Source organism: Carnobacterium sp. 1290_CSPC (genome assembly GCF_001053265.1).
GTDB lineage: Bacteria > Bacillota > Bacilli > Lactobacillales > Aerococcaceae > Aerococcus > Aerococcus urinaeequi.
In genome coordinates, this window is sequence record NZ_JVVG01000064.1 from 1 (window position 1) to 24,216 (window position 24,216).

A 24,216-nucleotide genomic window follows, 5' to 3' on the forward strand; every position below is an offset into this window, starting at 1 on the left:
GATTCCATACACAATTTTTGGTTTGTCTTCTTTGTTCAGTTTTCAAAGGTCTATTTCGTCACCTTGCAGCAACTCGTATATCATATCATCTTCATTCAAGAATTGTCAAGGGAAACTTTTAAAAAGTTTTTCAACACTTTGTTGAATACTTGTTTCCTTAATGAAGCGACTTGGCTATCTTACCTTACTAGTTGACGTCTTGTCAACAAGTAATTTAAGAAATATTTTTGTTTGTTTTGAGAGCTAAAATAGCGCTCCCGACAACTACTTAACAATACCATGATATAAATCAGAATGTCAATAAGTATTTTTCAAAAATATTTGCTCGAAATGTCCCTCTCAGAACTATTTCCGTAACAAGAATTATAGCAAGTATTCTATTTCTATACAAGCGCAAATTAAATAAAAATCCAAAAAAATTGTTTATTCAAATAATAAAAGAACGCCAACCCTTGATAGATTTGCGTTCTTTTATTATTTTATGCATTTTACGGCAGTCTATTTCCTGCACTCTGATAGATTTCATACCATTCTTGACGGGTAAATTGAATATCGCTCGCTTTGGCATAATTTAAAATCCGGTCGATATTGGTAGTTCCTAAGACAACTTGAGTATTCCCTGGAATTCTGAGTAACCATGCAATAGCTGCAGCTTCATTGTCTAGACCATAACGACCCCCGATTTCGCTTAGCTTATCATTCAAGCCTTTATAGGAAGGATCGCTGAATATTACCCCATTTTCTCCTTGAATTGGTGACCACGCTTGGATTGTCATATCGTGCAGCCTTGCATAATCGATTAGTTCCCCACCACGGTTCACCCCTTCGTCAGCTTTGGTATTTACACTGAAACCATAATCAAGCGCCAGTGTGTGGGCTGGAGATAATTGGATTTGGTTAGCAACTAAATCTTGTTTGACATATTTCTTCAATAGATCAACTTGAATTGGCGTATGATTACTTACACCGAAGTGGCGAACTTTACCGCTCGTTTCCAATATATCGAAGGCTTTCGCAATTTCTTCTGGTTCCCATAGAGCATCGTTACGGTGTAATAGTAGAATATCTAGATAGTCTGTTTGTAGTCTCTCTAAAGATTCATCTACTGAGTGTAAGATATGTTCTTTTGATAAGTCGAAGAAGTTTTGTTCATTGTTGTTATAGGTACCTGGAAGGTAAATCCCTACTTTAGATTGCAGAATGATATTTTCTCTTGGGATGTCTAAGCCAGCAAAGGCTTGGCCGAATAATTTTTCCGCCCCACCTCTTTCTCTTGCGTAAATGTCTGCGTGGTCGAAGAAGGTTAAACCTGCGTCATAGGATTGTTGGATTAAGTCTTGGACTTCTTCTACTGATTTACCTTCAATCCGCATACAACCTACTGCTAGATTGGGTGCTGTTAAACCATTTTGCCCTAATGAGATATGTTTCATATATTTACCTCCGATTCAGTTTAAGAAAACGTTTTCTTGTTACTGGTAAAATTATACTTGTTTTCTGGTCAAATGGAAACAAAAGCATCTGTTCCATCGAAATATCTGGTCCCAGACTTAAATGGTGTCTGTTCGGATAAATTTTGTTTGTCGGTAGGATAGGCAGAGCATGATAATCGTTCCAACCCATAAGATGGGGATCATCACACTGACACTTGTGGTATAAAAGCCGACAATAATAGCGATAATTGCAGGTAATCCCATGGCGGTTGCGACCATGCCTAAACAGTATTGGAAGGAGAATAAGTCATGGAATTTGTTTTTTTGTAAAATATTCAACCGTGAAACAATAATCATTAAGCCCCCTAAACCAAGAATAAAGATGGTCAGCTGACGGGTCATGACCAGGATCTGCTTACTTTGGGTATTCACTTCCGTTTGATAGCTGACCCGTAAACTTTCGATAAAAGTCGCATTATCAGTCATATAGTCATTCAAGTCTAATGGTAGATTAGCTGTATAGCGCGTATCTTGGTCTGTTTGATAAACGAATTGGTCTGACAGGATCAAGAGTGACTTGTCATTCCCCTTTAAGTAGCCGTCTAAATTATCCGCACTGGGGAAAATGACTACTTGTAATTGGACACCGTCAATAACGATGTCCGACTGGTCTGATTGAAAGGCGCCATTGTCATAGGTAAAATTCGATAATTCGCTGACTGTTTCTTCTGGGATAATGGTCTGTAATTCTTCAAAGGCATTATTAACTGTCCCGTCTTCAACGGGCTCGAAACTTCTGGCAAAGGGCCAGGTCATGATAATCGACCAAACAACCATTACAAGGATTGACTTCCACCAGGTCATTAGGTGACGGTGGTAGAAGATATTAGCTGGACTGAACATGTCTTTCACATAGTGTATTGGAAACATTTAAATGAATCGCTCCTTTTTAGTGGTGACTCTATTATAACTGAACTTGGCTTTAACTAGGCAAGCTTTTACTTTGTCGTGTAGTGGCGGAACTTATGCTAAAATGAAAGTATTCTAATGTACAAAATTTTCAGTTAAAGAAGGAAGGCACAGTATATGAAACAAATAGATAAAAAGATTGCCATTATCGGACTAGGCAATATGGGAACAGCGATTTTAAACGGCTTGGTACAATCGGACGAGATTGATAACCAACTGATTGCTGGTTCACGGGCTAACCCTGAAAAAGCTGAAGCGGACTCAGCTAAGTATGGTTTCGCCATTTTGACAGATAATAAGGAGACGGCTAAGGGAGCGGACGTGGTTGTCCTTGCGGTAAAACCTTATTTAATCAAGGATGTGGTGGATGAAATCAAACCAACACTCACTGCGGAGACGATTGTGATTTCGGTTGCGACGGGCTACAGTTTGGCTGACGCGGCTGTACAGCTAGGGGATTCTGCGAAATTCGCTCGGGTGATGCCTAATATTCCAGCGCAAGTTGGGGAAGGAATTTCCGGTGTTGTCTATAATGAAAACTTGTCGACAGTGGATAAGGAGTTAATTATGCAAATTCTCCATACTTTTGGGTCAGCGGAACAGTTGACCGAGAACCAGTTGGACGCCTTTACAGGGATTGCAGGTTCGAGTCCAGCTATTGTCTTCATGATTATTGAAGCGATGGCGGATGCTGGTGTGGCAAAAGGATTAACTAGACCTCAAGCCTTTGCCTTTGCAAAACAAGCGGTTAAGGGGGCAGCTCAGTTGGCGATTGAATCGGACTTACACCCTGGCGCTTTGAAGGATGCGGTCTGTACACCAGGCGGAACAACAATTGAAGAAGTTCGTACTGCTGAATCAATGAACCTGCGCTCAACAATTATCGAAACGATGATTGCGGGTATTGAAAAGTCGGAAAGTTTATAATTTGTGTAAATTGCTGAAAACTTGCTTTTATTGCTAGCTTTCAGGGCCATTGCCTAGTAATATGGATAGTTGAAGAGATACTACAAAATGATGAAGAACATTAAAAAGGATTGAATAAAAATGAAACTTGGTGCCAGGATGTTTAAGACAGGTCTTGGGGTAATGCTCAGTATTTTAATTGCTGACTGGTTACCCTTTGTTGAACCTGTCATCCCTGCCTTTACTGCCATCATCGGTTTACAACAAACTGTTAGAGGATCTATCGATACCTTCTTCAACCGTGTTATGGCGGCGATACTTGGAGGTATCGTTGCTGTAGTCATGGTGAACTTTTTCGGTAATTCCCCTATTATTATTGGGGTGACCGTGACGATTTTTATTGGGATTTTGCGGGCGCTTAATATGGCCAACGTTATCTCCTTAGCGACCATTACCCTTGTTGTGATTATGCTGCGCGACCAAGATATGATTATCACCTCTGCCATCGCCCGTGTGGTTGAGTCATTACTTGGGGTGACCGTTTCCCTATTAGTAAACGTCTTTGTTTTGCCACCTAAATACGACGCCATTCTATACGAAGAAGTCAATAAAACCTCTAGTGAAATCTTAGTGCGTTTAAGAGCCATTCTTCGCAAAAACGGCGAATACTCTACCCTAACCTCAGATATCGCCTGGGCAGAAAATCGTATCGCACAAAGTCACAGCCTATATGCACTCCTAAAAGATGAGAACGTATGGTCTAAACGAAAACTACCCATGTTAAAACGAAAACTCGTTGTTTTCCGGGCTTTAATCGTTTCACTAGAACAAGCACTGGCCTTATTATCCGTCTTACATACCCATACCAATGTCATGTTCCAATTACCAGAAGAACTACGGATCCAAATCCGCGAACGGATTGAGACTCTATGTTCAGCTCACGAACAAATCTTCTTGAAATTTGACGGTCGAATCTCACCCTTAGAAGTGAATTTCTTCCAACCAACCCAAGGGTACCGGCAAGACTTAATGGACTCTATCTTCGAATACGCAGCCATTAAACAAACCGCTACCCAAGAAGAATTCGAGCGATCAAACGCCTTAATGTTAATCACCGGCCAATTGGTATCTTACGAAGAGTCATTAATTAAACTAAACACCCTGATTCGTTCATATAGAATCCACCATGACGAAGACGAATACCAAGCAGACTCACTAGAAGGCATCGAATAACTCACATGTCATCAAAACAAAATATGGGCCATTTTAAAAGGAGGGGTTGAGACAATAGTCTCAACCCCTCCTTTTTTTGAATGTGCAGTTAATTTCGTGGTCATAATATCCTTTTGAGCAATAAGAACCCTACTAAGGATGCGCTGAAGTATAGCAGTCAGTGGGAGCTCGCTCCCTCAGACTGAATCTTCAGACTAGAAATCAGACTTTGGCTGATTTCTAGTCCCCACTGCTAGTCGAGTTTTCAAGGCAAACAAGTGTCCATTTCAAAATAACTTGCGACACACATTGTGTGCCACGGCATTATTATTCCAGTGTCTCCTGTCTCAATGCCCTGGATCACATCTTAATTTTAAGACAATGATAAGATAACGTGGAAGCCGAAGTCTTCTTTTTAAAATTAGCTATTATTCCACTCTTTCTAAAATCAAGGTAGAAAGAACTGATACCTTAACATCCGCATTACCTTTGATTAAATCCGCAAAGGCATCGCCAACCATTTTGTTATCGCGGGCAATTGGTCGCCAGCCACCGTCTGGTATCCATACTTTTACATCATTCAATTGGCCGTTAAAAATCACTACTAATTCATGACCTAAGCCGTGGTAATGCACGCCTATGATTTGGTAGTCTGACTTAATCACGGTTACATTTTCAAAAAATGTTTGCTGGTTTTTCTCTGTAAAGAATGGGTATTTCTTCCGCAATGCCAATAACCCCTTAAAGTAGTTAACTGCATCATAATTTGAAGCCATTAAATCCCAGTCCATGCAGTTGATTTCGTCACCTGAGTTATAGGAATCCCTTACCCCATGCTTAGTCCGGAAGAATTCTTGACCAGAATGAAAGAACGGAATACCGGCTGACAAGGCGATAATCGAATTTCCTAATAGTTGTCGTCTTTTACGCAGTCTGACTGGTTCTTCGCCGTGAGACAAGGCAATTTTATCCCGTAAAGTATAGTTATCATGCACTTCAATATATTGGATTAGTTGTTGGGCTTGGGTCACGTTGGCATCACGCTTTGACAAGTTACCCCCACCTAAGAATGATGCAAGGACGGCTTGTTCTGTCATAAATTTACCCGTGATAAAACCTGGATCCGTTGCATCCCCGTAGTCCGATCCACGTACTTGATCGCGGAGTTGGTCATTAAAGTAAGAAATATGAGGGGTTTTATAAGCATTACGAAGGATAGCCTTTTTGTCAGAAGATAAAAGAGTTTCTAAGTCCCAACCTTCACCGTACATTAAAATGGATGGATCAATCTTATCCAGGGCCTCGCGGATCAAATTCAGGGTTTCAATGTCGTGAAGCCCCATTAAATCGAAGCGGAAACCATCAATATGGAATTCTTCAGCCCAGTAAGTAATGGATTCAATCATGTAACGGCGGAACATCAAACGAGTTGAATCCGTCTCATTTCCTACACCTGACCCATTCGATAAGTCGCCATTTTTGTTGTAGCGGAAATAGTAGTAAGGAACAGTTAAACCAAGCGGATGACGTTCATGTTCATAGACATGGTTGTAGACAACGTCCATCACGACGCGAAGTCCTTTGGCATGCAAGGCTTGGACCATTTCCCGCATTTCTTTCAATCTGGCTACTGGATCTCTTGGCGACATTGAGTAGGAACCCTCTGGCACATTGTAATGCATGGGGTCATAGCCCCAGTTGTAATTATCTGGTCGATCAGACAATTCATCTACCGTTACAAAATCAGCCATTGGCATTAACTGCAAGTGGGTAATCCCTAGATCAGCAATATAATCTAGGGCCGTGGCAAATTCGTTGGCTGATTTAGTGCCACTTAGCGCAAGGCCAGCAAATTTACCGCGTTTTTCCTTGGGTACACCGGAATTGATATTGGAGGTGAGGTCCCGGACGCTCGCTTCATAGATGATGGCATCACGTGCGTTAGCAAACGGTGGGCGTTTGTCATCTTCCCAGTCATCCGGGTAACCTTCATCTAAATCGACAATGACAGACCGGGCGCCATTAACGGTAACGGCTCGTGAGTACGGGTCTTGGGTGATTTCAACGGTTGAATTAGGGAAGAAAATCCGGTACATATAAGGAACATTTTTGTAATCACCTTCTAACCGAACGGCGTAGGTACCGGTTTCTAGTTCTTCTTCCATCTGGATAGCTTCATATTCGTCAGACGTGTCAGATTTGTATAAGAGTAATTCAACATCAATCGCTGTTGGGGTCCAAATACGTAAGAGCGTACTGGTTTTTGAGTAAGAGTAGCCGAGAAATCCGTCATAGTAATAAGCCTTATCAAAAGCATCCGACTCCATGGTTTCGCGCATGCGCAGACTAATTAATTCAGGATCTGCCGTTTCAATTAAATCAAAAATCTCTTGGATAGTTGCAATATCTTTTGCCATAATTGCCTCTTTTCTTCAGCTCGAAAAATGTCTGATTTACATTAAGTTTATCATCTTTATTTTATCGACTTTTCTACTAAAAGACTACAAAAAAACACCCTAGAAGGTGAATTCCCGTCCATTCAGTACAATATCACCATTTTTTGGTTATATCAGTGAATGTGGGTGCCCTTTTAAGGTGTTTTATCTTGTTGTATTACTTTAAATCATGCTGAATTGATTATTCTGAAACAGATGTTTCATCTGAAGTAGATTCTTCTTCAATAACACTCTCTTGAGATGTATCAGTTGCTTCACTTGATGATTCACTTGATGATTCACTCGACTCAGACCAACCGTAATCAGGTTCTGGTTCAGAGTAGTAGTAATCTTCTTCAGCCGCCGCATCTTCTGCTGCAATTGATTCTGAAATATATGCTGCTTCAGCTGCCGCCGATTCTTCCGCTGCGATTGATTCTGATTCGGCGATTGATTCTGATTCGGCAATAGAAGCATTTTCAGCATCGATTGATGCTTGTTCTTCTGCTGCAATTGATTCAGCTTCTGCATCTAATGATGCTTGTTCTTCCGCTGCGATCGATTCTGATTCTGCTTGAGCATCTAGTTCCGCTTGCATTTCAGCAACGTCTTCATTTGCACCGTCATAACCATCAGTGGCATTGATTTGCGTATCTTCAATTTGGGCCATTAAAGTGTTAGCCATTAATTGACTCGCTTCTTCAGAGAAACCTTCATCTGTAAAGCTATTTTCAAGGTTTAAGCTTTCTGAGTTATCACGTGCTTCGCTGTAAGCAGTGTTGACATCATAAACATTGTAGCCTGCTTCTTGCATAGCTGATAAAGTGTTGTCGTTATAAGTTACGTAGTCTTCGTCTTCAGACATTTCTTGACTTGAAGCTGGGTATTGCGCAAAGACGATTAAGGCAGAAGGCAAGTCCATACGAATAGTATTGAATAATTCTTCAATATTCGCTAAATGGTCTTCTTCAGAGATTTCAGCTTCATAATCTTCTTCTACGAAAGTTGGGATAATCAGTAATTGTGGGTTGGCTTCAGTTAAGTTACTAGAGTATTGTTCAACTGCATCGGCGGAAGTAATTTCTGTCCAGTCAACTGAGTTAACACTTGTGTCGTCAAAGCCAATTTCATTTAAACGGTCACTGATAGTTGTTGTCCAAGCTTCTTGGTCTGCTTGGGTACGGGCAATTGAGATGGTCGGCACTTGTTCTACACTTTGCAGGTAGTATAAGTAATGAAGCGCTGTTGTTTCCCCGCGGTTGTCCGTAAATGCTTGCACCATATCTTCTGCATTATATTCTTCTGGTGTTGATGGTGCTGTTTGGTTCATATCTACAGACATTGAGGAAAATGTGCTGGCTTGGTCCGCTAACATATTTTGTTGGCGTGAGCGATAAACAAAATAGCTACCTCCCACTAATACCAATGAAATGACAATAAAGACTGCTGTCAAGACCATTTGGTTACTATTTGATTTTCTATTCATGCTTGAGCTCCTTTATACAAACTTTTCCCATTGTTTATTCTATCATATAACAAAATTAAGCCAAACTGAATTAAATCTTTTAGGTTTTTTTAAGAATATGTGAGTAGGCAATTAGCCTACTTTTTCAATTTTCATTATGATATAATATTTTATGTTACAACCTAGCTAGGTGTAGAAAGTAGGTTTGGTGATGAGAAACCCTAAAGAAGGTGAATTCATCACAGTCAAAAGCTACAAGCACGATGGTTCCTTACATCGCACTTGGCGAGATTCTATGGTTTTAAAAACAAGTGACCAAAGTATCATTGCTTGCAATGACCATACCTTGGTTGTTGATTTTGACGGTAGACGATGGGTGACTAGAGAACCCGCCCTACTATATTTCCATAAGCACTATTGGTTCAATATTATTACAATGATTCGTCCGAACGGCATATCTTATTATTGTAATTTAGCATCCCCTTACGTATTGGATGATGAAGCCTTGAAGTATATCGATTATGATTTAGATATCAAGATTTTTCCTGATGGTAAGCGGAAGTTGTTAGACGTAGATGAATATAAAGACCACCGTCAGTTGATGGGGTACTCGTCTGATATCGATGCTATTTTAAAAGATAACGTTCAGGAACTTGTACGTTGGATTAATGAGGAAAAAGGGCCTTTTTCTAAAGAGTATGTAGATATTTGGTACGAACGCTATTGTCAGTTAAGTCACAAACGCAAAAAATAAATCATAGTAATAGACCATATGTAGATAAAGACTGTGGTGAAATAAAAGTGATGTGATTTTAAGCAAGCGGTGTGGGCCCTGGACCAACACCTATAAGACTTCATCCATCCTGAATATTCACGACAATTTAAACAAATGGCTACGACAGCAAAAGTCGTAGCCATTTGTTTTTTGATTATTTAATATTGTGGTGATTGTCTTTTTGATAATCTTCATAAGCTTGCCAGACTTTCATTTGCACAGTTGGAAAGGCATAATCTTCAAATTGATGGGGCGCTACCCAGGCATAATCCGCCTCGCCAGAGGTTACCATATCGTTGATTTTCTTTTCGTCCACAGGCTTTAATTGCCCGTAGGTTAATAGGATATGCCAAATCAAATGGGTGAAGACATGTTTGACTTGGCCGATTTCTTTACGCATGAATATAGGCGAAATGCCATAAGCTTCCTGAGTTTCAGCTAGTAAAAAGGCTGTTTTCTCATTTGCAGGCAGATTTTGATTGGCACTTGTACCCAAGTTGATTAAAGGCACTGTCCACAAGTTATTCAACAATTTGTGTTGCGTCCTTTTCTCAATCAATACTTGTCCTTTAGCATTTTGTAAGATAAGGGCCTGGTAATACACGGGTTTAGCCTTGGCTTTCTTACTTTTAACCGGGTAGTTGTCGGTGGTCCTGGTCAGGGTTGCCATTGTGAAATCGCGCAAAGGCGACAATTCGGGCATGGCTTTCTTCGGCGTTTCAAATGATGAACCGAGATCCATGATGGCCTGGTTGAAGTCTCCTGGACGGTCGGGATCCACTAAATATTGGCCTACCGCTTCAAAAATCTTCCGGTTGGCTGGCTTTTGAATGTCTGCATTGATCATAAACAAGCGAGAAATGACCCGCATGGCGTTGCCGTCGATAGCTGGCACGGGGATACCAAAGGCGATAGACCCGATGGCACCTGCTGTATAAGGCCCAATCCCCTTCAACTTTTTGATGTCAGCTAAATTATCTGGAAAAATCCCGTCGTGGTCCGCCATGATTTGTTGGGCCGCTGCCTGCATATTGCGGACTCTTGAGTAGTAACCCAAGCCTTCCCAAACTTTCAACAATTGGTCCTCTTCTGCTTCCGCTAAAGCTTTGATGGTCGGAAAAGCAGACAGAAAGCGGGCGTAATAGCCAATCACGGTATCTACCCGAGTTTGTTGCAACATAATTTCTGACACCCAAATCCGGTATGGGTCCGTAGATTCCCGCCAAGGTAGACGGCGACTTTCCTTGTCATACCAGTCTAGAAAAGTCTTTCTAAAGTCCTGGTTGGTAACTGGTCCCCAAACTTGAACACCTTCAATTACCGGCCCCAAGTCTTGGATAGCCGACTCATTCATATATAAAGACAGGTCGATATCTTGATTTACTTCAGTCACTACTATGCTTGCTCCTCTATTTCTGTTATATGTATTTCTCGTATTTACCTATTATAGCATTTACTCATTTTCTTCCTCGTAAATCTCAAGCGCTTGATTAATTAATTCTGACGGATACCCCTTATTGTAGAGCATCCCTTTCACTTTAAAGGTCAATTCTCGGCCCGAAAGTTTCTTATACCGGCGCATATATTTTTCCAAGTCTTTCTGTAAGACAGCCAATTCCTGGTCCTCATCATGGTAATGATCAGCCAGTTGCTGCATCAACTCTTGAATCAAATCACTGTCAAATCCCTTTTGCACCAAGTATTGTTTGGTCTTTTGACTAGCATTTCGGTGCGACGCTTTTCGCAACTGCTTGTGAAAATATTTTTCCGCAATCGCATAAGCATTTTCAACCTCAGTATCCCGGTCATATTCATTCATGGACTGTTCAATTTCATCTTGCCCAAGCCCCTTATTTTTCAACTCCCGAGCAATCACATTCGGTCCTTTTTTATTGATATTCATAGCCGTACGCGTATAGGCCTGACCGAACATAGTGTCATCGATCAGCTTGACCTCTTTCAATTTAGCAACCGCCTTCTCCATCACCTCAGGCTCAATTTCCTCCTCAGTTAACTTAGCCCGAACTTCCTTTTCAGACCGTAACTGGTGGCTCAAAAACCGGACCGCAAGCTGGTAGGCATAATCTTCCTTATCAATTCGCTGGATATCCGCAATAAAATCCTTATCCAACACCTGTCCCTTATGCAAGGCAAACTTGACCAAAGTATTCTCACTGACCCCAAAAGCGAATTGACCCTTAATATAGACATTGAATCGCTTCTTATTCTTTTTCTGAACCTCAATCAAAGTGATTTCCCCAGCAACCACCTCATCTTCCGGAGTTTCTGCCGGTAATTCCCCCTCTTGAAAAAGGGGGTTCGCTTTTTGAGCTCGCAACCCTTCAGCTTTGGCTAGTAAATCAGAGGCTAAATTATCGGCAGTTGAAGCAGAATCTTCAATATTCGCTGATGTTTGATGACGGGGCGTTTGTTTAACCCTTGCTTTTTTCTGGTAACTAGGGGATTGTCCCCCTCCACTAAGGCCATTATCTGAATGTTTTTCCCTTGTATAAGAGTCTTGCTTGCTTTTTTTATCGACCGCTGCTTTTGACGATTGCTTTGTATTACCAATGTCAGACAGCTTCATGGGGCCTCGTTTTTTTCCAGTCATGCACGCTTCCCTCCTCAAAAATCCTTGTATATGCTATATATTTTAGCACAGTAAAAGTTTTGGCAACAATTTCCGCTATTCTCTTGTCACTTTTCTCCTTGAGGTCGTTCTTATTTGTGTAAGTCATCCGGAGGGCTTACACAAACAAAACTTGGAGGGAATACCTATGAAAAACTTTGAAGCTGCCAAATTAGAATTAACTTACTTGAACGTGGAAACGGATAAAGAAACACGCATTACTTTAAATGGTTTAATTGAAAACCCAGATACAGATAAAGTAAATGCTTTAGCACTTGCACTTTCTGACTTAATCGAAGACGCCTTTACAGGTGCCGAAGCAGTTGAACGCTACACTGTTGCCTAGTCACTAATAAGCCATTTACATGTCCCTATTGTCCCAAAGGAGGATTCTTATGATTGAAGAAACAAATGTATTCGAATTAAAGTTTAAAACTGCTAACAACAAAACACGTACTGTTACTATTAAAAATCCTAAAGCAAACTTAGATGCTGCAACTGTAGAAGCAGCCTTAAGTGCTTTTATCGCTTCAGACGCTTTTTTGAACGAAGAAGGTTACAAAATCTTCCACTCAGCTGTTTCAGGACGCTATGTTAACCGTCAAGTTCAAGATATTTACACAACAGAACCAGTAGAAGCATAATCACACCGCAATAACACGAGGCTTGGGCAATTTGTCCAAGTCTCTTTTTTATACGCTAATTTTTATTGAATAATTTCTTTGATATTCTATTTTTGTTCAGCTCTTGCTCCAACGTTCATCTCTGAACAACTTTTGTCGCACCGCCAGCTTATGGGTCAGCCTCTCTTTTTCACTGCTCAGTCATGCTAGGAAAGCTCCCACCTATGGCTATAACAAAATCGTGCTAATAAATTGCTAACATTTACTATTTATCCAAGTTTGCATCCTACTAATAGAGTTGTCCTTAATTGTTAACCACAGGTGATTTTTGAACTCAAAGTTATCAATACTATTATTCTCAAGTAAACTGATGACCAGCATAAAAGCTTTACTTATATAAACCAAATTGGCTAAATATTAATTACTTGAAATTGAAGATACAAAAAAATCTATGTGATTGAGCGATCTAAGCTAATCACACATTCAAAAAAATAAATTTTGGATATAAAAACAGCCGCATTCGTTCGTGGAACTTCAGGGCCACAAACGAATACGACTTTTCTAAGTTATTCTATTAATCAGACAAGATTATAATTCAACTTTAACAACTAGGTTTCCGCCAACAGCGTCAACGATTTCTTGTAACGTTGCTAATGAAATGTTTTGTTGTCTTGATTCTACACGTGAAATGTAACTTTGTTTACGGCCAGAGATTTCAGCTAGCCGCGCTTGAGAAATGCCACGTTTGCTACGAATTTCTAAAAGGATCTCTGCTGCATTTTGTGTTGCTTTTTGACGAGCCGCTTCGCGTGGCTGTGCATTCGCAATTTTTAATTCTTCCATGTTCAGCCTCCTTACTTATATATATTGTACTATAAATTATTCGATATTAGTTATAAATCGCTTATAAATCTGACTTATTTGAAAAAACACCTATATAATGATACAACTTTTTCTCTATAATTGCTAGTGAATCCGCTCAATTGTTAATGTTTTTAACGAAATAAATTTACATAAAATTTACTTATTGTATACGAACTACTTCACCAGGGGTTACAGAAGCCTCAGTTTTACCGTTCATTGCTAAGAATTCATCTAATGTTAAACCATTGTTAGTTGCAATTCGATAAGCATTGTCACCTGATTGAACTGTATATGTTCCAGCTGACGGCATTTCACTACTTGAGCTAGAGCTAGCATCTGCTGTTGAAGAAGATGATGAGCTAGCACTTGAAGAAGCCGATGAACTAGATGAAACATTCGGCGCTGTATAAGATGGATCATTCGATCTTGACTGCGCTAATGATGCTGAGTTTGCTTCATATTCTGCTGTTAAACTTGCTAAATCTGTACTGTAGTCTGCATTTTTAGTTAATTCAACAGATGATGCAACCACTGACGATTCACTAGTTTCGACACTTGAGTCCCCTAAAGATACACCAGTTCCATTACCACTCACAGTTAATGGCTCAGCCGAATAATAATCTGAACCGCTCAATGGCTGTGAATCCACTTGTACACCTAAAGGATTGCCCTCTTCAGCAGACGCTCTCCACGGAATAATCATCAACACGATAGCAGCTATCACAACACCCACAACCGTAAATTGCGTTGATCGAGATTGTGCCTGCCACTTTTCTATAAATTCACCTAGCCATGCTGGCATAGTATTTCCCCCACCTTGTAAAAAGAAATTATGTGGCCAAATGTACAAGAATTCAACATTCTACATACCTTTTACCACATATCGTATACGCTTAAAATTAAGTTATCCCAACTATAATGCGCATATTCAAAATATAAGCGCGCCATAATCCAAAGCATTTCCCTCATATTATAACACAGAATACCCATATAATTTAACTTATAGATTACCCCTAGATTGCAGTTGTGTTACAAAAAAACAGGGTGTGAGCGAGACCGCTCAGCTCAACAACACTGGAAGACTTGTGCCGTAGCACACAAAGTGTGGTGCAAACTAGTTCTAACACATTTAACCGAGTAGGTGCTAAAGCACTGACTCGGTCATAAGCTGAAGTTGACTTCATCTGGTCGATAGAGCAACCCTTGGAACGTAGTGACATAGTGTTGCCTATGTGTCAGAAGCGAACTCGACTGCAAGGCGTTGAGTCGTTCCCCTGGCCAATTTAAAAGACAAACGATTTTCACGGTGGGCCTCATTTTAACTCATATTTTTTTAGTCTTGGTCGTAACCGTTTGGATTGTTTGATTGCCATTTCCATGAGTCACGGCACATATCAGCTAGATCATGTTCCGCTGTCCAAGACAATAATGTTTTGGCATATGTAGCGTCTGCGTAGTTGGCGGCGACGTCACCAGGACGTCGGTCTACTAGCTCGTATGGGACCTCTACGCCGTTTTGCGCTACAAATGTGTTGACAAGGTCTAGGACTGAGTAGCCAATCCCTGTTCCTAAGTTAACTGTTTCAACGCCTTGGTGGTCAAGTGCGTGTTTGATTGCGGCCACGTGCCCCTTGGCTAGGTCAACGACGTGGATGTAGTCGCGGACACCTGTACCGTCATGGGTTGGATAGTCGCTACCAAATACAGATAAGTGGTCGCGTTTACCGATGGCTACTTGAGTGATATAAGGCATTAGGTTGTTTGGAATATCTGTTGGGTCTTCACCAATTAGGCCTGATTCGTGGGCACCGATTGGGTTGAAGTAACGTAAAATCATGACTGACCATGTGTCGTCAGCTACTGCTAGGTCACGAAGGATTTGTTCGTTCATGACTTTGGTATAACCGTATGGGTTTGTTGCGCTTGTTGGTAGGTCTTCTGTTAACGGTGACTCGTTGTCCATACCGTATACAGTGGCAGATGAAGAGAATACAATTTTATTGACATTAAACTCTTGCATCACTTCAAGAACTGATACTAATCCACCTAGGTTGTTGTCGTAGTATTTAATTGGTTTGGCAACTGATTCACCAACTGCTTTGAAGGCTGCGAAATGAATCACTGCTTCAATATTTTCTACTTCAAAGATATGGGTTAATGCCTCTTTGTCCAATACGTTTGCTTCATAGAAGCGTGGACGCACACCAGAAATTTCTTCAATTCGTTCTAAAACGACTGGTTTACTGTTTGAGTAATCATCCACGATCACGACATCATAGCCGGCTTGGATTAATTCAATTGTTGTGTGGGAACCGATATAACCAGTACCACCTGTAACTAGAATAGCCATCTTAATTCTCCTTTGATCATGCAATATTCAGCAGATTGCTTATGACATTTATATACTTAAGTCTATTGTATCATAGTCGATAAAAAGGAGAATATTAACAATCTGATAAATTTTGAAAAAATGTTTTTCCCTCCTTAAAAGTGACTTAGGGAAAATGGCAATATTTGCAATATATAATTAAATAAAATTACATTATCAAGCTTCATCAAATTCCTATTACCAAAAATCCTACTACCATTTATGATTGTATTGTCTTAGAAAAAGACCTCACAAGGAATTCAATTCCAATGTACAAAAATGACAATTTTTTTGAACACTGGATTTTTTTATGCTTTGATCAGCGTCTAAATCAACTCAACAAAAAATATGCGAGGAAAAAAGTTACTAAAAGATTGTTTGACCTTAAGTGATAGAAAAGGCAATACTATATACAGAGTAGATATGTCGCGTACGTGTTCATCTCAAATTATTTATGACTCCCAATGCATCCAACTGTATTGGCTTTTTCTGTGTCAATAATTCAAGATAATCTAGTTTAAAAAGTGGTCAGCCATTTTGCCAAATCAATAAATATTTTTAAATAATGCAATAGTCTACCCGAATTTTTCAGAGAAAACCTAACAATTATAGGAGGCTACATGTTATCATGGAATAATAAAATATGAGAGAACAGTTAGGAGTATCGAGATGAAGATTGGGATATTAGGATTAGGTGTAATTGGTGGTTCGTTTGCGGAGGCGTTACAAACTGCAGGTTATCATGACATCTACGGGATTGATAGTAACCAAGAAACGCTTGATACCGCAGTTGAAATGGGCTTGATTAAGAAAGGTTTTCTAACTGGTGAAAACATCTTAGGACAAGTGGACCTGACCATTATGGCCTTGTACCCGAAAACAGCTGTGCAATTTATTGCAGCTAACCGCGACTTCTTTAAAGATGGTAGCGTCTTAATGGATACAACGGGAACGAAAGAAAACTTTATGGCCGAGCTGGCGACCGTATTACCGGACAATATTGAAGTTGTCTACACCCACCCTATGGCAGGTCGTGAGAACCGAGGGATTGCCTACGCACAAGGGTCGGTATTTCAAGGCGCTAACTTCCTGATCACGCCAACTGAAGCCAATAATGAAGATACTTTGGGCAAAATAGAATCCCTAGCCACTGAGATTGGTTTTGGTAAAATCAACCGCGTTTCAGCTAGCTTCCATGATCAAATGATTTCATTCACCTCGCAACTGCCACATGCCATTGCGATTTCATTGATGAATTCAGACCATGAAGAACGCGAAACCGGTAAATTCACAGGTGACTCATACCCAGAATTAACCCGTATCGCCAAAATCAACGAAGACCTTTGGAGCGAACTTTTTATCGATAATAAGCATTACCTCTTACAATCGATTCAAGACTTTGAAGCCCAGTTAAACCTGATCAAAGACGCCATTCGAACCGACGACCGCGAGCAATTAAAAGAATTGTTCAGACATTCAACAGCTAATCGCTTGAAACTAGAAGCCGAAATGGATGAAAGGAAAAGACGAGGGTAAGAGCGAAACCGCTAAGCTCAACAATGTTGGAAAACTAAGGCCGTATCACACAAAGTGTAATGCAACTTAGTTTGAACCCGACAAGAGGGTGTAAAAGTCGACTTACCCTCTTTAAAGATTACTATTTATTATCCAGAGACGTGATGTGTTCGCGTCTCTTTTTCTATCTAACAACGGCTAGGAAATACGTCGGATCTCGCACCTTGATTTTTTCATATCAACCATGACCGTATTTTGGTAAGTCAGATTCTAGGCAATATATTCCTTTTTTCACAAATGATAAGTTATAATGATTGGGATAACTATACTAAATTGAAAAGAGGTTGAGATTTATGAAGAAAAAATTGGGTATTCTCTCATTAACGGCATTGTCATTGGTGCTTGCGGCATGTGGGAATGGTGGCACAACGGCGGATAATGAGGAAGCAGCTAAAAGCATCAAGGTGACGGTGAACGGCGAACTGGCGTCACTTGATAGTATTTCTTCAACGGATTCTCCAAGTCAAAACACCATTTCTAACGTAATGGAAGGTTTATACCGCCCCGCTGATAAGGGTAGTAACGAATTAGGGGTTGCAGCTGAGGAGCCAACCGTTTCAGAAGACGGTTTAACTTATACCTTCACCATCCGTGACGATGCAGACTGGTCAAATGGTGACCCGGTAACTGCACAAGACTTCGTTTATACCTACCAAAAAACAGTCACACCTGAAACCATTGGTGGAAATGCCAATAAATTCTACGTCATCAAAAACGCGGAAGCTATCGCAAACGGTGAAGCTGAACCGGATACGCTAGGCGTTAAAGCCATCGATGATAAAACATTGGAGATCACTCTTGCGTCACCAACTACTTACTTCACTGACCTACTTGCGACGCCTTACTATCTACCAGTCAACCATAACGTAGCAACTGAACTGGGTTCTGACTACGGAACTTCTTCAGAAAATGCCGTGTACAACGGACCATTTGAAGTGAGCGACTGGAATTCAACAGAAATTGAATGGACATTAACGAAAAACGATGAGTACTGGGACGCTGACAATGTTGATTTAGACCAAATCGACTGGGTAATGTCTAAAGAAAACTCAACAAACGTAAACTTGTTTGAAGGTGGCGAACTCCAATACACTGAAATTACTACTCCTTACGTTCAAGAATACCAAGACTCTGACGTCTTACACATTGAACCTAAAGGGATGATTGGTTACATGGAATTCAACTCCCAATCAAGCCCAACGAATAACGTCCACTTCCGTCGCGCCATCAGCCAAGCTTATGATAAAGAAGCCTTTGTTGACGCTATCCTTGACGACGGTTCACAAGCAGCAGGTGGCTGGATCCCATCAGAATTCGGTTCTGACCCAGAATCAGGCATCGACTTCCGTGAAGAAAACGGTGATCTAATGACCTTTGATTTAGAAGCTGCCCAAGAAGAATGGGCCTTAGCCTTAGAAGAATTAGGTACAGACACAGTTGAAATTGAATTGTTAACTTCTGATACAGACACATCTAAAGCAACTTCAGAATACTTACAAGCCCAACTTCAAACCAACCTACCTGGTTTAACCGTAACTGTTCGAAACGTACCTTTAAAATCTCGTCAAGCAATCACTGGAACTGGAGAATTTGATATCGTATACGGTACCTATAACCCGTCTTACGCCGATCCAACTGCCTTCCTTGATTACTTTGTAACAGGTTCATCACTATCATCAGGTGACTTCTCAGACGCTACTTACGATGAATTAATGACCGAAGGCAAAACAACTAACGCCCTTGACCCAGCAGCACGTTGGGACAACTTCCTAGCCGCTGAAAAATACCTAGTAGAAGACGCTGCAGCAGTCAGCCCAATCTACCAAGGAGCATATGCTAATTTAATTGATCCAAACTTAGATAATGTTATCAATCAACCAAATGGGGTTGCCCAATACTACCGTGCGGCTACTTACAATGTTGCTGAATAAGAAGTATCTCTATAAATAAAAACATACAAAAGCCCTAGATCTTATTACACTTAAGACCTAGGGCTTTAAACTTGCTATATATCATTGAGGTGAATATTTGAGCTTATAAACAAATGTAGTCTATTCTGCTGCTTCATTTACACTTTTAGCAACAATTTTAGAAACATTTGGGTTGAAAGCATTTGGGATAATATTTTCAACTGATAATTCATCATCTGGGATAATGCTAGCGATACCTTGTGCTGCTGCAATTTGCATTTCTTCAGTAATGTCACTTGCTCGTGCATCCAAAGCACCACGGAAGATACCAGGGAAGGCTAATACGTTATTGATTTGGTTAGGGAAGTCACTACGTCCAGTTGCAACGATAAATGCGCCACCTTCTTTAGCTTCGTCTGGCATAATTTCTGGTGTAGGGTTTGCCATTGCAAAGATAATCGCTTTTTCATTCATCGTTTGGATCCATTCTTTTTTGAAGACATTTGGCGCAGATACACCGATAAAGACATCCGCATCTTTCACAACTTCTTCTAATGAACCTTTTAAGTGGTCTGGATTTGAAATTGAAGCTAATTCTTTGTGACGTTCTTGTAATTCAGGATCGTCTTCAGAAATTGCCCCATCAATATCACATACAATCACATTTGTCGCGCCGGCATGAATCATTTTCTTAGCAATAGCAGTACCAGCTGAACCACCACCGTTGATCACAATTTTCACATCTTCAATCGTTTTTTCAGCTACTTTTAGTGCATTGATTAAACCAGCTAAGACAACGATTGCAGTACCGTGTTGGTCATCATGGAAAACTGGAATATCCAATTCTTCTTTTAGACGGCGTTCAATTTCAAAACAACGTGGTGCCGCAATATCTTCTAAGTTGATCCCACCAAATGATGGTGCAATAGCTTTAACATGCGAAATAATTTCTTCAACGTCTTGCGTGTCTAATGAAATTGGCACAGCGTCTACATCTGCGAAAGCTTTGAATAAGGCAGATTTACCTTCCATAACTGGAATTGCTGCTTCTGGTCCGATGTTTCCTAAACCTAAAACGGCAGAACCATCAGTCACAACAGCTACTAGATTCCGTTTACTAGTATAACGGTAAACATCCTCTTTATTTTCAGCGATTGCTGAACTTACAGCTGCAACACCTGGTGTATAAGCAACGGCTAATTCGTCCATGTTTGTGATTGGCACTTTTGAGATAACCTCAATTTTTCCGCCTTTTTCTTCACTTAATTGTAATGCTGCTTGTTTTACGTCTGTCATATTTATACGTCCTTTCTAAAAACTGTCTATGCGAATAAGTTTAATAAGGTAATCATGATGGAAATGGTAATCGCCCCACCAATACGGGTTGCTACTTGAGCAAATGGCATCAAGCTGTTACGGTCAGTAGTCGCTAGAATCGCTACGTTCCCGGTACCACCCATTGCGGACTGGTTGAGAGATAAAATAGCTGATTCAATTTGATACATGTTTAAGAATTTACCTAGGATAAACCCGGTTAAACCTAAAACAATCACCACTGCAAGTACCACCACTACATATTGCCAAGTTAAAACATCTAAGACTGCTTTTAAGTCTAAGTAGATAATCCCTAGACCAACCATTAATGGTGCAGTGAAGTTACTTGAAATAAAACCGTTTAATTGCTTAGCACCCTCTTCGATGCTAGCTGGTAATACTTGGAAGTATTTCATGATAGTAGAAGCAAAGATAACAATTACTGCTGCTGGTAAACCGATAACGCCTTGCATCAAATTACCGAAAATATATACTGCGACTAATAAGAATAAGCCAATACCGATACTTTGGAAATTGATCGGTGTTTTTTTCTCTTTATTCACTAATTCTTTTTCTTCAGTAGCTGATTGACGAACTAGAGTACCGTTTCCGGAAAGTTCTGGATGTTTCTCACCAAAACGGCCGACAATGGCTGCAACACCTATAGAGAAGAAGTTAGATAAGATAGAAGCTGGCGCTAAAATGGCTACCATAGCACCATAGTCAATATTTTGAACTTCGCTATAACCTTGAGCTAGTGGTAAAACACCTCCACCAATACCACCTGCCATAGCTGGTGTGACAATATTAAATAAAGTTTCCTGGAAGCCGATACCCACAAGTTGGCCAATTGCTGCTGGAATCAGCATCGCTAAAACCAAACCAACTGACATTGGAATCACCATGCGGGCGAATCCTTGTACCAATACTTGGCGGTTCATCCCAAGGATAGAGCCAGTTACCAAGGCAAAGACGTATAAGTCTAAGAAGTTGGCATCACTCATCAGCATAGTCACTGATTCTATGGCGTTATCTGGTAACAAGCCATAAAAAACCAAAACGGCGGGTACCAACATAGAAAGAATGGTTGAACCCCCAAATTTATTTAAGCCAGGAATGGTGTCCCCAATTTTCCCAAGGGCCCATCCAAGCGTTAGGATCACACCAAACCCTCCTAACATATCAACAGGTAGGCTTTCAGTTACTGCAGCCATTAAAATAATTGCTGCGAATAAGAGAAACCAAGTCAATGGCATGGGGCCGACTTTGACGCCCTGCCACGCTGACGCTGTTGATCTTTCATCCCGTGCAAGATCTGACATTGTATTTCCTCCTCATATATTTCTGAACGACTATAGTATATGCCTGATTTTTGAATTTTTCCCTTTATTTAAGTTTTTAAAGTCTTATTTGAACTTTATAAATTAAAGGGCTATACTGAAATTTGATAGGAAATGCGCTGAAAATATGCATGAAAATACGAGAAAAAATAAGGGAGGACAGCCAAGTTGATTAAATGGCATAATTTACGTCTCCTCACCAAACTCATGTTAATGATTATTTCAACGGTAGCAATCACAGTAGGCTGCCTTTATTTAATGACACGTCACTTAAATAAAGATGCCATCATTGAAACAGAGTCTAGCTATCTCTTGAACATGGGTGAAGACCTGGCAAATGAACCTGAAATCATCACTACCCTAGAAAATAACCAATCATCACAAACACTCACTGATTTTACCCATGCCTACGAAGACCAATATCACCTAGACTATGTGGTGGTCATTAATACCGATTCTATTCGCTTGAGCCACCCAGACCCAGACCTGATTAACCAGCCATTTGCGGGCGGAGACGAGGAAAAAGTCTTTACCGGTCAATCTTATGTCTCAACAGGGATTGGTACCCTTGGTAATTCCTTGCGGTCTTTTGCCCCAGTTATACAAAACGGACAAGTCATTGGAGCCGTTGTCGTTGGTAAAACTAACCACGCTATTGATATCTTCTCTGAAAAATATGACCAGCAAACAACTAGCGCCCTCATTGTTAGTATAGCTATCGGTGTAACGGTCGCGATTTTCGTTTCTTATACCATTAAAAAAGAGCTCTTTAATATGGAACCAAAGGAAATCGCTAAAGCCTTCGAGGAAAGATCAGCAATGATTGCCTACAGCCATGACGCCATTATTGTCACCAATCAATATGGTGAAATTACCCTAGCCAACAAAGAGGCGCTACGCCATTTTCCAATTCCGAAGAAAAAAAACAAGACACAATTGGATAAGGTGATCAGTCTACCTGAAATGAACGGCGATCACAGTGCGGTCTTCCACTATCAAGATAAGGAATACCTGATTTCACAAGCGGACATTCTGGTACAAGAAAACTTGGTGGGTCAAATTTATATCATTCGAGACACTAGCGAAATTTATGCCCTGCTGGACCAACTGCATTCAACTGCTGAATATGCCCAGTTGCTGCAAGTTCAAGCCCATGAATTCTTGAACCGCCTGCATGTGATTTACGGTTTAACAGATTTAGAAGAGTATGAAGCACTAGACCAATACCTGGCTTCATTGATTAAGGACGAGGAAGATTTGACGATTCGGCTGTCCATGTTGGTTAAAAATCCAACCATTGCTAGCCATTTAATTGGGGAACACCGGATTTTAAAACAAAGTTTGAAGGACTTACGACTTGAAATTCACAATGAAATTCCAAACACCTATGAAGCGACTACCAACCAATTATGGATGGAAACTGTCGCAGTTATTGATAAGGAATTACGTCAATTAGGTCAGAATTCACGCTTATGGCTATCACTTGATTTTGATACCGACCGTTGCCAACTCATCACCAACTACCGCCTACAAGGAGACGTCGACCACCTATATACATGGCTTTCTGACTACCCATGGCGGACTGAACAGGTCACGACCGAATTATCCATGCACGACCAACAACTGAACTTTTCATTCCGCATTGATTACCCACAAGGAGATGCCCATGAATTATAAGACACTACTTGTCGAAGACGATCCAATGGTTGTCATGATTAATCAGCGTTTCGTTGAAGCCCTAGACGACTTCAAAGTCACTGCCACCGCCCAAAACTTGGACCAGGCTAAAGAATTTTTACTTACCCAGCCCTTTGACCTCGTTTTAATAGACATTAATTTGAAAAATGAGTCAGGTCTCGACCTCGTTAAGTGGATTCGGGATCAGTCAATTCCCGTCGAATTCATTATTATTTCGGCAGCCAACCAAGCGGCTACTGTCGAAACAGCCTCGGCTTACGGGGCAGTTGACTATCTACTCAAACCATTTAATGCTGAGCGGTTGCACCAAAGCCTGCACCACTTTAAGCAAAAGCACCAAGTCCTGCATAATAAAGACCATCTAGACCAAGCCAGCCTAGACTCACTATACGGACAAGGCGTTCAAGGACTAGACCTAGATAACGAACCCCTGCAAAAAGGAATATCTAGAAAAACCTTACAGCATTTGATGACTGTTATTAGAGCAGCCGACGAGCCCTTTGACATTGAGGAATTGGTCAGTAAAACCACCCTTTCCCATGTCACCATCAGAAAATACATCCAATTCTTGGTCGACCACAAAGTATTAAAAGAAGAAACCAAATACGGGTCAATCGGTCGACCAACCACAGTATACTGGCTAGAAGTATAAAAAATGGTGCGACAAATGTCGCTTAGACTCGTAACTTCTAACGCATTT

The 24,216-nt window shown here is 40.6% G+C and carries 20 protein-coding genes; 9 read left to right on the forward strand and 11 right to left on the reverse strand.

What is annotated here, in order from left to right; translation table 11 throughout:
* Window positions 1–488: 488 nt before the first annotated feature.
* Window positions 489–1,433 carry an aldo/keto reductase gene (locus AC973_RS05520; protein ID WP_048728331.1) on the reverse strand — a complete coding sequence of 315 codons (945 nt, stop codon included), beginning with the start codon at window positions 1,431–1,433 and terminating at the stop codon, window positions 489–491.
* A gap of 117 nt (window positions 1,434–1,550) precedes the next feature.
* Window positions 1,551–2,363 (reverse strand): DUF1189 family protein, encoded by an 813-nt coding sequence (locus AC973_RS05525; RefSeq protein WP_048728334.1) that lies wholly within the window; start codon window positions 2,361–2,363, stop codon window positions 1,551–1,553.
* A 156-nt stretch (window positions 2,364–2,519) separates the two neighbouring features.
* Here AC973_RS05525 and proC point away from each other — a divergent pair, with 156 nt between their 5' ends.
* On the forward strand, window positions 2,520–3,329 hold the full coding sequence (proC, locus tag AC973_RS05530) for a pyrroline-5-carboxylate reductase (protein WP_048728337.1): 810 nt from the start codon (window positions 2,520–2,522) through the stop codon (window positions 3,327–3,329).
* Window positions 3,330–3,449: 120 nt separating this feature from the next.
* Window positions 3,450–4,541, forward strand: a complete 1,092-nt coding sequence (locus AC973_RS05535; RefSeq protein ID WP_048728339.1) for an FUSC family protein — start codon at window positions 3,450–3,452, stop codon at window positions 4,539–4,541.
* 407 nt (window positions 4,542–4,948) lie between these two features.
* Here AC973_RS05535 and pulA read toward each other — a convergent pair whose 3' ends face one another.
* On the reverse strand, window positions 4,949–6,937 hold the full coding sequence (gene pulA / locus AC973_RS05540; protein ID WP_048728342.1) for a type I pullulanase: 1,989 nt from the start codon (window positions 6,935–6,937) through the stop codon (window positions 4,949–4,951).
* 220 nt (window positions 6,938–7,157) lie between these two features.
* Entirely contained in the window at window positions 7,158–8,441 is a 1,284-nt protein-coding gene (locus AC973_RS05545) for a hypothetical protein (RefSeq protein WP_048728345.1), read from the reverse strand.
* A gap of 190 nt (window positions 8,442–8,631) precedes the next feature.
* Here AC973_RS05545 and AC973_RS05550 point away from each other — a divergent pair, with 190 nt between their 5' ends.
* Window positions 8,632–9,174 (forward strand): nucleoside tri-diphosphate phosphatase, encoded by a 543-nt coding sequence (locus AC973_RS05550; RefSeq protein WP_003141245.1) that lies wholly within the window; start codon window positions 8,632–8,634, stop codon window positions 9,172–9,174.
* A gap of 175 nt (window positions 9,175–9,349) precedes the next feature.
* Here AC973_RS05550 and mutY read toward each other — a convergent pair whose 3' ends face one another.
* Both mutY and recX read right to left on the reverse strand, forming a co-directional pair.
* Window positions 9,350–10,588, reverse strand: coding sequence for an A/G-specific adenine glycosylase (gene mutY, locus AC973_RS05555; RefSeq protein WP_048728348.1), 1,239 nt, complete (start codon window positions 10,586–10,588; stop codon window positions 9,350–9,352).
* 60 nt (window positions 10,589–10,648) lie between these two features.
* A complete protein-coding gene (gene recX, locus AC973_RS05560) occupies window positions 10,649–11,806 on the reverse strand; it encodes a recombination regulator RecX (RefSeq protein WP_048728351.1) in 1,158 nt (385 codons plus the stop codon).
* Window positions 11,807–11,972: 166 nt separating this feature from the next.
* Between recX and AC973_RS05565 the strand changes: the two genes are divergently transcribed.
* The gene (locus tag AC973_RS05565; RefSeq protein WP_048728354.1) at window positions 11,973–12,170 is read left to right on the forward strand and encodes a hypothetical protein; all 198 of its coding nucleotides are present in this window, start codon (window positions 11,973–11,975) and stop codon (window positions 12,168–12,170) included.
* A 49-nt stretch (window positions 12,171–12,219) separates the two neighbouring features.
* A complete protein-coding gene (locus AC973_RS05570) occupies window positions 12,220–12,468 on the forward strand; it encodes a DUF2922 domain-containing protein (protein WP_048728356.1) in 249 nt (82 codons plus the stop codon).
* A 567-nt stretch (window positions 12,469–13,035) separates the two neighbouring features.
* Here the strand turns inward: AC973_RS05570 and AC973_RS05575 are convergent.
* From AC973_RS05575 to galE, 3 genes are all read right to left on the reverse strand, one after another.
* Entirely contained in the window at window positions 13,036–13,290 is a 255-nt protein-coding gene (locus AC973_RS05575) for a helix-turn-helix domain-containing protein (protein ID WP_003141237.1), read from the reverse strand.
* A 181-nt stretch (window positions 13,291–13,471) separates the two neighbouring features.
* Complete coding sequence (locus AC973_RS05580) at window positions 13,472–14,113, reverse strand: LysM peptidoglycan-binding domain-containing protein (RefSeq protein WP_048728358.1); 642 nt, start codon at window positions 14,111–14,113, stop codon at window positions 13,472–13,474.
* Window positions 14,114–14,644: 531 nt separating this feature from the next.
* On the reverse strand, window positions 14,645–15,661 hold the full coding sequence (gene galE, locus AC973_RS05585; RefSeq protein ID WP_048728362.1) for a UDP-glucose 4-epimerase GalE: 1,017 nt from the start codon (window positions 15,659–15,661) through the stop codon (window positions 14,645–14,647).
* A gap of 687 nt (window positions 15,662–16,348) precedes the next feature.
* On the opposite strand from galE, the gene AC973_RS05590 reads away from it, so the two are divergent.
* Together AC973_RS05590 and AC973_RS05595 are read left to right on the forward strand one after the other, a co-directional pair.
* Complete coding sequence (locus AC973_RS05590) at window positions 16,349–17,215, forward strand: prephenate dehydrogenase (RefSeq protein WP_048728365.1); 867 nt, start codon at window positions 16,349–16,351, stop codon at window positions 17,213–17,215.
* Between the two features lie 332 nt (window positions 17,216–17,547).
* Window positions 17,548–19,185, forward strand: coding sequence for a peptide ABC transporter substrate-binding protein (locus AC973_RS05595; protein WP_048728368.1), 1,638 nt, complete (start codon window positions 17,548–17,550; stop codon window positions 19,183–19,185).
* 120 nt (window positions 19,186–19,305) lie between these two features.
* On the opposite strand, the gene AC973_RS05600 is transcribed toward AC973_RS05595, so the two are convergent.
* Complete coding sequence (locus AC973_RS05600; protein ID WP_048728371.1) at window positions 19,306–20,460, reverse strand: NAD(P)-dependent malic enzyme; 1,155 nt, start codon at window positions 20,458–20,460, stop codon at window positions 19,306–19,308.
* 26 nt (window positions 20,461–20,486) lie between these two features.
* Window positions 20,487–21,800: a 2-hydroxycarboxylate transporter family protein gene (locus tag AC973_RS05605; RefSeq protein ID WP_048728374.1), complete on the reverse strand. Its 1,314-nt coding sequence runs from the start codon at window positions 21,798–21,800 to the stop codon at window positions 20,487–20,489.
* A gap of 225 nt (window positions 21,801–22,025) precedes the next feature.
* Here AC973_RS05605 and AC973_RS05610 point away from each other — a divergent pair, with 225 nt between their 5' ends.
* Window positions 22,026–23,495, forward strand: coding sequence for a Spo0B domain-containing protein (locus AC973_RS05610; RefSeq protein ID WP_192828985.1), 1,470 nt, complete (start codon window positions 22,026–22,028; stop codon window positions 23,493–23,495).
* The gene (locus tag AC973_RS05615; protein WP_048728381.1) at window positions 23,485–24,168 is read left to right on the forward strand and encodes a response regulator; all 684 of its coding nucleotides are present in this window, start codon (window positions 23,485–23,487) and stop codon (window positions 24,166–24,168) included. Before AC973_RS05610 ends, AC973_RS05615 begins: the two co-directional genes overlap by 11 nt.
* Window positions 24,169–24,216: the final 48 nt, after the last annotated feature.